The organism is Myxococcus sp. CA005 (assembly GCF_006518205.1).
In the GTDB taxonomy this organism is placed as follows: Bacteria; Myxococcota; Myxococcia; order Myxococcales; family Myxococcaceae; genus Myxococcus; species Myxococcus xanthus.
This window is the reverse complement of record NZ_SRLV01000004.1, coordinates 36,974-47,846: the sequence shown is the minus strand read 5'-3', so window position 1 is coordinate 47,846 and position 10,873 is coordinate 36,974. Positions and strand designations below refer to the sequence as shown.

Sequence of the window (10,873 nt, the reverse complement as noted above, 5' to 3'; positions counted from 1 at the left end):
GGTGAGAGGTTCCAAGGGGTGGAGCTGTGGAAAAGCCGGAGACCTTCGCTGGGGGGGAACGCGCAGCATAAGCTATGAGCACCCACATTCCGGTTTTCGTCCGGAGTCCTGGTGCTGGGCTCGCGCGCATCGGAGCGCAGCGGCTGCTGACGCGGCTCCAGACCAACACCCCGCTCGCGCTGCGGGATCAGCTCAGCCGACGCCCCGGAAGGTTGAAGCCTCCGCGTGAGCCGCCGTCGCTTCGAGCACGTAAAACAGCCGCTTTATACGCACTCTGAGTCAAAGTGCTATTACCCGGAAAATGCCACACGTCAACGAATCCCCAGGCGAGCTGAAGTTCTCCGATGAAATCCAGGCGCTGCACGGTGAGCTGTCCGCGGCGGCGGTGGCCTTCCTGAAGTTCGCGGAGCGGACGCCCGAGGTGTTCGCGCGGCACCGCTTCCACAAGTTCGAAGCGTCACCTCTGATGTATTACGAGCTGCACCGGTGGCCACTCCTCATCGACTCGCGCCGCGACCGTGAGCTGGAGGAGGTCTCGGTCAAGCTCTGCCGGCTCGTCAAGCGCGGGCCTCGGCTGTTGCTGGACGGCGACCCTCGGCGCATCGCCGACTACTACGGTGTCTCGCAGGAACGGGCGCGCGTGGCGGCGGAGGTCCTGGCCAACACGGAGGATGCGCGCGGCGCGCTCAGCCGCGGGGACTTCATCGACTCGGCCGACGGCCTCAAGTGCCTTGAGGTCAACATGATGGCGGGCCTGGGCGGTTGGGAAACGGGGCTCAAGGCTCAGGTGGTGATGGACCAGCCCGTGCTCCAGCGCTTCACCGAGGAGCAGGGCCTGCGCATCCAGCTGCAGGACACGCTGCGCGCCTTCCTGAGTCATGTCGTCGAGGACGTGCGACGGACCGTTGCGTGGGAAGGCGAATGCAATCTGGCCGTGCTCTTCCCTGACAATGAGCTGCCCGAAGCCGCGGGCAGGGAGATGGCGACGCTGCTGCTCAACAGCACGCTGAGCGAACTGCTCGCTGCTGAAGGCGCGAAGGGCGAGGTGCTCATCGGCACCTACAGCGAGGTGAAGGACGCGGAGGGCCACTGCTTCACGATGCGCGGCCGGCGGCTGCATGCCGTGCAGGAACATGACGCGAGAGATCGGCTCGAAGTGGTGGGCCCGGACTTCGACGCTCGCGTCCGCGCCGCGCTCGCCGCGCGCACCTTGTGTCTCTACAACGGTCCAGCGCAGGAGCTGCTCGACGACAAGCTCAACATCGCGCTGCTGTCGGAGAACGAGGCGTCACCCGCGCTTACTCCCGAGGAGCGTGAGCTCATCCGCCGGCACATTCCCTGGACGCGCCGCGTGCGCGCCACCCAGACGACGCGCGACGGCGCATCCGTGTGGCTGCCCGACGAGCTCACCGCCTCGAAGCGCGAAGGCCTGGTGCTCAAGGCGGGCCGCGCCTATGGCGGCAAGTCGGTGCTGATTGGCCGCGCGATGACCGCCGAGGACTGGGACGCCGCCATCCAGGAAGCCCTGGAGCACGGCGGATGGATTGTCCAGGAGCGCGTCGAGCCCCGCCCCTACCACTTCCTGCGAGACGACGGCGCCGTGGGCGCCCACATCCTCATCTGGGGAGCCTTTGTCTTCGGTGAGCGTTACGGCGGAACCATGGTGCGACTGAACCCCACCGGTCAGGGCAAGGACGTGGTCAACGCGACCCAAGGCGCGTTGATGTGCGCGCTCGTCGTCGTCGAGTAACAGCCGATGTCACACCGAGCCTCGGGGAATGAAAGAGCCCCTGGTATTCAGGCGCACTCCGGGCTGCCACCTATTCTCAATTTTCAAGCATAATCAACCAAATCCCATTTGTCGCAGATAACCGCGTTAATATAGGCTTTGTCACCATCTTGAAACGCGGACACGCGACGACTCGGCCCGTCTCGAAGCGGCCCCGAGGGCGCCGTCTGCCCGGGAAGGAACGCTCGCCGTGAAGCTCAGTGTTCTCGATCACTCCATCGTCGCCAGCGACTCCCAGACACGTGCGGCCTTCCAAAACACGGTGGAGCTGGCTCGAGCCGCCGAGCAGCTCGGTTATCACCGCTTCTGGCTCGCGGAGCATCACGGCTCAGGACACTTCGCGGGCGTGGCGCCGGAAATCCTCGTCGCGCATGTCGCGGCGGCGACGTCTCGCATCCGGGTGGGAACGGGCGGCGTCCTGCTGTCGAACTACAGCCCCTTCAAGGTCGCCGAGGTCTTCCGGCTGCTGGAGACGCTCCACCCCAACCGCATCGACCTGGGCATCGGACGGACATCGGGCAGCACGGACCTGGTGGCCCGCGCACTGGCCTACGGGCCGCCGATGAACAACGAGAACTTCCCCACGAAGCTGGAGGACCTCGTCGCCTTCCTGTCGGGCACCACGCCCGCGACGCCGGAGTTCGAGAAGCTGAGCCTGAAGACCATGGCGCCGGGCATGCCGCAGGTCTGGGCCCTGGGCTCGGGCGAGCAGAGCGCCGCGCTCGCGGCCCGGCTGGGTCTGTCCTTCTGCTTCGCGCACTTCTTCAACCCCATCCACGGTGGACCGGTGACGCGGGGGTATCGCGAGCGCTTCCAGCCCTCGCACGTGCAGGCGGCTCCCAACTCCGCCGTCAGCGTCTACGTCATCTGTGCCCCGACCGAGCAGGAGGCCCGGCGAATAGCCCGGAGCAGCGACCTGCTGACCATCAACACTCGCAGGGGCCGGCCCGAAGCGCCCATTCCGTCCATCGAGGAGGCGGAGGCCTACGCCTACACGCCCGAGGACCTGGCCACGCTCGAGTTCGACCGCAAACGCGTCGTGTGTGGTTCACCGGACCAGGTGAAGGAACAGCTGTTGCGCATGGCCGCCGAATTCCAGGCGGACGAGCTGCTCGTCACCACCATCGTCCACGACCATCGCGCCCGGATGCGCTCCTACGAGCTGCTCGCTGACGCGTTCTCTCTCTCGAGCACGCCGCCCGCCGCCCAGGCAGCCAGCTGAGCCTCGCCTCCGCGCAACGCGGAGCCCTGCCCCGCGTCACGGTCACCGCCCTGAGCCCCGCGGCATGAGGGCTCCGTGGGGAGTGTGCGTGGTGCCACCGGACCGCTACCCCACCTCGCTTCCTGAACGTGAGTTCGTCGACAGCCATGAGCGAAGACAACCTGAGTGAAGGCGACGATCTGGCCATTGCCATCGTCGGAATGGCGGGCCGCTTCCCGGGCTCCCCCGACGTGGAGACCTTCTGGCGGAACCTCTGCGAGGGTGTGGAAGGCATCCGCTTCTTCACCGACGACGAACTGAAGGCACGCGGCGTTCCCGAGGAGCGCCTGCGACAGCCGGGCTTCGTGCGCGCCGGAGCCGTGCTGGACCAGGTGGACGCGTTCGACGCGAGCTTCTTCGGCTATTCGCCGCGCGAGGCGGCGCTGATGGATCCGCAGCACCGCATCTTCTTGGAGTGCGCGTGGGAGGCCATCGAGCGCGCGGGCCACGGACTGGATACGGAGTCGCGCTCGGTGGGCGTCTTCGCGGGCACGAGCCTGAGCACGTACCTGCTCTTCAACCTGCGCACGCACCCGGAGCTGCTCGAGTCGAGCGACAGCTTCCAGGTGATGATTGGCAACGACAAGGACTTCCTCGCCACGCGGCTGGCGTACCACCTGGACCTCAAGGGCCCCAGCCTGGATGTCCAGACGGGTTGCTCCACGTCGCTGGTCGCCACCCACCTGGCCTGCCAGTCACTGATGGGCTTCCAGTGTGACGTGGCCATCGCGGGCGGCGTGTCCGTGGACGTGCCCCAGCGCACGGGCTACGTGCACCAGCCCGGCGGCATCGCGTCGCCGGACGGTCACTGCCGTCCCTTCGATGCACAGGCCCAGGGAACGCTCTTCGGCAGCGGCGTGGGCGTGGTGGTGCTCAAGCGGCTGGATGACGCGCTCGCGGACGGCAGCCACATCCACGCCGTCATCCGGGCCTCCGCCATCAACAACGACGGTGCCTCGAAGCTCGGCTACACCGCGCCCAGCGCCGAGGGACAGGCGGAGGTCATCGCCCGCACCCACGCCCTGGCGGGCGTGACGCCGGACACCGTGGGTTACGTGGAGACGCACGGCACCGGCACCCTGCTGGGAGATCCGGTCGAGGTCTCCGCGCTGACGAGCGCCTTCCGCGCCGGCACCGAGGCCACCAGCTTCTGCGCGCTCGGGTCGGTCAAGTCGAACATCGGCCACCTGGACGCGGCGGCCGGCGTAGCAGGGCTCATCAAGACGGCCCTGGCGGTGGAGCACGGACGCATCCCCCCCACCCTCCACTGCCGCACGCCCAACCCGAACATCGATTGGGCGCGCAGCCCCTTCTTCGTGAATGCCGCGTTGCGGGACTGGCAGCCGCATGACCACCGGCGCCGCGCGGGCGTGAGTTCCTTCGGCATTGGTGGCACCAACGCCCACGCACTGCTGGAAGCGCCGCCGCCCCCAGCGCCCTCCGGTCCGTCGCGGCCCTGGCAATTGCTGGTGCTCTCCGCGAAGAAGCCGGCCGCGCTCGACGCGCTCACCCAGAACCTGGGCACGCACCTGGAGGCGCGCCCCGAGCAGTCCCTGGCGGACGTGGCCTACACCCTCCAGATTGGCCGCAAGGCCTTCCCGCACCGGCGCGTCGTGGTCTGCGAGAGTGGCGAGGACGCGGCCACGGTGCTGTCCGAGATGAACCCCGAGCGCGTGTTCACGGACGTGGCCAAGGACGGTGGCCGTTCTGTCGTGTTCCTCTTCCCCGGCGGTGGCGCGCAGCACCTGCGCATGGGGCAGGAGCTGTACGAGAAGGAGCCCGCCTTCCGCGAAGCCTTCGACGCGTGCGCCGCCAGCTTCCAGCGCCGCGGCGGACCGTCGCTTCGCACGGTGCTGTACCCGGCGGGCGACGCGGACGCAGGCGCGCCCCTTCCTCGTCCCTCCGTGGGCCTGCCCGCGCTCTTCACGGTGGAGTACGCGCTGGCCAGGCTGTGGGAGTCCTGGGGCATCCGGCCCGAGGCGATGATTGGCCACAGCATGGGCGAGTACGTGGCCGCCTGCCTCGCGGGTGTCTTCTCGCTGGAGGACGCGCTGGCGTTGGTGGCCGAGCGTGGCCGCCTCTTCGAGCAGCTTCCCTCCGGCGCGATGGTGAGCGTGGCCCTGTCCGAACAGGAGCTGCTGCCGATGCTGGGCGAGCACCTGTCCCTGGCCGCCGTCAACGGACCGTCGCAATGCGTGGTGGCCGGCGACACCGCCTCGGTGGATGCGCTCTCCGCCGACCTGGCGACGCGAGGCATCGAGCACCGCCGCGTCCACATCGACGTGGCCGCGCACTCCCACCTCATCGACTCCATCCTGCCGGCGTTCGCGGCCTTCGTCGGGCGGCTGAAGCTCCAGACGCCGACGCAGCCCTTCGTCTCTGGCGTCACGGGGACATGGGTGACCGAGGAGGAGGCCACCGACCCGAGGTACTGGGTGCGCCACCTGCGGCAGACGGTGCGCTTCGGTCCGGGCGTGCGTTGCCTGCTGGAGAACCCGTCGCGCGTGCTGCTGGAGGTCGGTCCTGGGCGGACGCTGGGCTCGCTCGCGCGCCTGCAGGTGGAGCGTGGCCAGCCCACCGTGGTGCTCACGTCAATGCGGGCGCCTCGTGAGCCCGGCTCCGACATGCGCTTCGTCCTCACCACGCTGGGCCGGCTCTGGGCGGCGGGTGTGCCCATGGACTGGCGGCGTCTCCAAGCCGGAGAGCAGCGCCGGCGCGTGGTGCTGCCCACCTACCCCTTCGATCGCAAGCGGCACTGGCTGGAGCCGAATGCAGCCGGTATCGCGATCGCCAGCGACGTCTCGCTCGCCCGGCGCAAGGACGCGGCGGACTGGTTCTATCTGCCATCCTGGAAGCGCACGCTCGCACCGCGCGCGACCACCGCCGCGCCCCAGAACTGGCTCGTCTTCACCGACACCGGCGGGCTGGGAGACGCCTTGGCGACACGGCTGGCGGAGAGCGGCGGCCGGGTCACCCGGGTATCGCAGGGCTCCGACTTCCGCCGCGTGGATGACGGCGTCTTCGAAGTGGACCCAACCCGCCCGGAGACCTACGCGGCGCTGCTGAATGCGCTCGCCGAGGACTCCTGCCGGCCCGAGCGCATCGTCCACCTGTGGAGCGTGGACTCCGCGGGAGAAGGACTGGCGGGCCTGGAGCACGCCCAGCGCACCGGCTTCTTCAGCCTGCTCTTCCTCTCACAGGCCCTGGCTGGCCAGAGCGCGTCCGGGCCCGTGCAAATGACGGTGGTCTCCAGCGGCGTGCAGGCCGTCACCGGACATGAGGTGCTGGCCCCGGAGAAGGCCACGCTCCTGGGTGCCTGCCGCGTGCTGCCGCACGAGGTGCCGGGCCTGTCATGTCGGTCGATCGACGTGGAGGCCCCACGCTGTAGCAAGACGCTCCAGGCCCTGGTGGCGCGGATGGTGGGTGAGCTGGCCACGGGTTCCTCCAACGGCGCCGTGGCGCTCCGGGGCCCGAGCCGCTGGGAACAGTCGTTCGAGCAGGTACGCATCTCCGCGCCCGCCGCGGATGCGCCGTCGCGCCTGCGTCCGCGAGGCACGTACCTCATCACCGGCGGACTGGGTGGCATCGGCCTGGTGCTGGCGGAGTCGCTCGCGCGGCAGGTCCAGGCCCGGCTGGTGCTGGTGGGCCGCAATGCCCTGCCGGAACGTGACACCTGGGACACCTGGATCACCGAGCACGGTGAGCAGGACCGGGTGAGTCAGCGCATTCGCCAGGTGCTGGCGCTAGAGGCCCTCGGCTCCGAGGTCCTGGTCCTCCCGGCGGACGTGGGCGACGCCGAGCAGATGGCCGAGGTGCTGCGCCAGGCGCGACAGGCCTTTGGCGAACTCCACGGCGTCATCCACGCCGCCGGCGTGCCCGCGGGCGGACTGGCCCAGCTCCGCACGCAGAAGGCCGTGGAGGACGTCCTGCGCCCCAAGGTGTCGGGCACCTGGATCCTGCACGCGCTGCTGCGCGACACGCCCTTGGACTTCTTCGTGCTCTGCTCGTCTCGCACCGCCTACACGGCGGAGCCCGGGCAGATTGACCACTGCGCCGCGTGCGCCTTCCAGGATGCCTTCGCTCACCAGGCCGCGGCGACGGGGAACGTGCCGATCATCTCCCTGGCCTGGGATACCTGGCGCGAGGTGGGCCAGGCCGTAACGACGCAGATGCCGGACGGCGCCAACCCGATGCGGGAGGCGATGCTGGCCCATGCCCTGACACCGGCCGAGGGCGTGGACGTCTTCGAGCGCGTGTTGGCGCAGGCCCCCACCCACGTCGTGGTGTCCACCGAGGACCTCCGAGCGGCCATGGCGCGCAGCGCCTCGCTGCTCCAAGACTTGATGGGCCCCATGGAGACAGACGCCGCGCCGGCGGCCGAGCGCGCGGCGCCCGCCAGCATGGACGAGGCGGAGCGCGAGCTGGCGGACATCTGGCAGCGCTTCCTGGGCGTGGAGAGCGTGGCGCTGCACGAGAACTTCTTCGAGCTCGGTGGGAACTCGCTGATTGGCCTGAAGGTCATCAACGAGGTGAAGCGCCGCTTCGGCAAGGACCTGCCGGTGGTGTCGCTCTTCGAGAACCCCACGCTCAGCGCCATGGCCCGGCTGCTGACCCGAGGGCAGGAACAGGCGTCGGCCACCACCAGTGACCGGCGAAGCCGCGGAGCCAGGCGTCGGGAGCTCATCCAGCAGCGGCGCCAGTCGGGGAACTGAGCGCAAGAGGGGGACAGCGTGTCGGACAGCAACACGGGGATGGAGATCGCAATCACCGGCATGGCCGGGCGCTTCCCAGGCGCGCGCAGCCTGGAGGATCTGTGGCGCAACCTCTGCGACGGCGTGGAGTCCATTGAGCCGCTTTCGGACGAGGCAGTCCTCAAGGCGGGCCTGCCCACCGAGGTGCTGAAGGATCCGCACTTCGTGAAGGTGGCCTCACGGCTGGACGACGTTGCGGGCTTCGACGCGGCCTTCTTCGGCTACACGCCGCGCGAAGCGGAGGTCATGGACCCGCAGCAACGCCTCTTCCTGGAGTGCGCGCTGGAGGCATTGGAGGACGCGGGCCATGGCGCGCCGACTCCCGAGCTGTTGGTGGGTGTCTTCGGCGGACAGGCCCTGAGCACCTACCTGCTGCTCAACCTCATGGGGAACGCGGAGCTGATGCGCACGGCGGACCCGCTCCAGCTCAACCTGGGCAACGCGGGCAGCTTCCTCACCACGCGGGCCGCCTACAAGCTGGACCTGCGCGGCCCCAGCTTCAACATCGAGAGCGCGTGCTCCACGTCGCTGGTCGCGGTCCACGTCGCCTGTCAGAGCCTGCTCAACCAGGAGTGTGACCTCGCGCTCGCGGGCGGCGTGTCCATCAACCTCCAGATTCAGGGCGGCTACCGCTACGTGGATGGCGGCATCCTGTCGCCGGACGGGCACTGCCGCCCCTTCGACGCGCAGGCCAAGGGCATCGTCTTCGGCAGCGGCGCGGGCGTGGTGGCGCTGCGGCGCCTGGAAGATGCGCTGGCGGATGGCAGCCCCATCTACGCGGTCATCAAGGGCTCCGCGGTGAACAACGACGGCGCCGCGCGTGTGGGCTACACCGCGCCGGGCGTCGAGGGCCAGGCCGCCGTCATCTCCGAGGCCCTGGGCAGCGCGGGCGTATCGGCCGGGAGCATCGGCTACGTGGAGGCGCACGGCACCGGCACCGCGCTGGGAGACCCCATCGAAGTGCAGGCCCTCATCCGCGCCTTCGGCGACGAGGCCGCCGGACCGCGCACCTGCGCCCTGGGCTCCATCAAGCCCAACCTGGGCCACCTGGACGCGGCGGCGGGCGTGGCGGGCCTCATCAAGACGGCGCTGGCGCTGAAGCACCGCAAGCTGCCACCCAGCCTCAACTTCGAGACGCCGAACCCCAACATCCCCTGGGACGCGAGCCCCTTCTACGTCAACACGAAGCTGCGCGAGTGGAAGGCACCCGCCCGCGAGCCTCGGCGCGCCGGCGTGAGCAGCTTCGGCATGGGCGGCACCAACGCCCATGTCATCCTGGAGGAGCCGCCCTCCCGCGCTCCGGTTTCGTCCACGCGCTCGCACCAACTCCTGATCCTGTCGGCGCGCACACCCACGGCGCTCGCCGCGCAGGCCTCCCGGCTGGAGGAGCACCTCCGCGCGAACAAGGGCCTGGAGCCCGCGGACGTGGCGTACACGCTCCAAGTGGGCAGGCGGCGCCACCCGCACCGCCGCGCCATCGTTTGTCAGGGACGTGAGGACACGCTCACGGCGCTGGGCGACATCAGCCGGCAGCTCTCCGCCACCGAGGAGCGCACCAGCCGCCCCACCGTGTTCATGTTCCCTGGCCAGGGCGCGCAGTACGCGGGCATGGCGCAGGGTTTGTACGAGAACGAGCGTGGGTTCCGCGCGGACGTGGACGACTGCGCCACCCGGCTCATCCCGCACCTCAAGGTGGACCTGCGCGAGGTCCTCTTCCCCGCCGCGGACCGCGCCGAGGAAGCCCAGCGGCAGTTGCAGCAGACGCGGTTGGCCCAGCCGGCCCTCTTCATCATCGAGTACGCGCTCGCGCGGCTGTGGATGTCCTGGGGCGTGCGGCCCGAGGCCATGGTGGGCCACAGTATCGGTGAGTACGTGGCCGCGTGCCTCGCGGGCGTCTTCACCTTGCCGGACGCGCTAGCCCTGGTGGCCGCACGGGGCCAGTTGATGCAGGACCTGCCGCCGGGCGCAATGCTCTCCGTCGCGCTGTCGGAAGCGGAGCTGGTGTCGTCGCTGGATGCGCGGCTGTCCGTGGCCGCGGTGAACGCGCCGTCGATGACGGTGGTCGCCGGCCCCGACGACGCCGTGGACGCGCTGAAGGCCCGGCTGGACGCACGTGGCGTCCAGTCACGTCGCCTGCACACCTCGCACGCGTTCCACTCGGCGATGATGGACCCCATCGTCGCGCCCTTCACCGAGCGCCTGCGCCGGATGAAGCTGTCCGCGCCGCAGATTCCCTTCCTCTCCAACGTCACCGGCACGTGGGTGACGGCCGCCGAGGCGAAGGACCCGGCCTACTGGGCCCGCCACCTGCGTCAGCCAGTCCGCTTCGCCGCGGGGCTCGCGCAGCTACAACCCGCGCAGGTGCTCCTGGAGGTCGGCCCCGGCCGCACGCTGACCACCTTCGCGTCACAGCCTGGCGCGCTCCGGCAGGCGCCCACCACGGTGACCTCGCTCCGTCATCCGGACACGCGACAGGCGGATACGACCGTGCTGCTCGGCGCGCTGGGACAGCTCTGGATGTCCGGCGTGGATGTGGACTGGGAAGCCTTCAACGGCGAGGCACGGCGCCAACGCGTCGGGCTGCCCACCTACCCCTTCGAGCGCAAGCGCTACTGGGTCTCCCCCGACGGGCACCGCGCCCTGGCCGCCGCGCCGTCCGCGGAGCGCGTCCCCGAAACGGAGGAGCCCGGTGAGGCCCCCGCCGCGGGCTACTCCCGCCCCGCATTGGCCGTGGCCTACGTGGCTCCCGACACCGAGGACCAGCAGGTGGTGGCGCGCATCTGGGAGGACGTGTTGGGCGTGCGGCCGGTGGGCGTCCACGACGACTTCTTCGCGCTCGGTGGACACTCGCTGCTGGCCACCACGGTGGTGGGACGGCTGCGGGACACCTTCGGCTTCACGGTGCCGTTGCAATCGCTGTTCGAGGCGCCGACGGTGGCTCGACTGGCGGCCCTGGTAGCCGAGCAGCGCAAGAGCCCCGGCCATGATGACCCGGAGGTGGAGGCCCTGCTGCGAATCCTGGCCGAGCTCACCGCCAAGGAGGGCGCGGCCAGCCGTTAGCCGCGCGTCCAC

Annotated in this window: 4 protein-coding genes; all 4 read left to right on the top strand. The window is 69.8% G+C overall.

All coding sequences use genetic code 11. The features are described from left to right. The first annotated feature begins 301 nt into the window (after positions 1–301). The 4 genes from FMQ63_RS02770 (at position 302) to FMQ63_RS02755 (ending at position 10,861) form a co-directional block, all read left to right on the top strand. Complete coding sequence (locus FMQ63_RS02770) at positions 302–1,750, top strand: hypothetical protein (RefSeq protein WP_011553651.1); 1,449 nt, start codon at positions 302–304, stop codon at positions 1,748–1,750. A gap of 229 nt (positions 1,751–1,979) precedes the next feature. Continuing rightward, the gene (locus tag FMQ63_RS02765) at positions 1,980–3,011 is read left to right on the top strand and encodes an LLM class flavin-dependent oxidoreductase (RefSeq protein ID WP_011553650.1); all 1,032 of its coding nucleotides are present in this window, start codon (positions 1,980–1,982) and stop codon (positions 3,009–3,011) included. 146 nt (positions 3,012–3,157) lie between these two features. After that, entirely contained in the window at positions 3,158–7,762 is a 4,605-nt protein-coding gene (locus tag FMQ63_RS02760; protein WP_020478745.1) for a type I polyketide synthase, read from the top strand. A gap of 18 nt (positions 7,763–7,780) precedes the next feature. After that, entirely contained in the window at positions 7,781–10,861 is a 3,081-nt protein-coding gene (locus FMQ63_RS02755; protein WP_011553648.1) for a type I polyketide synthase, read from the top strand. The last annotated feature ends 12 nt before the right edge of the window (positions 10,862–10,873 follow it).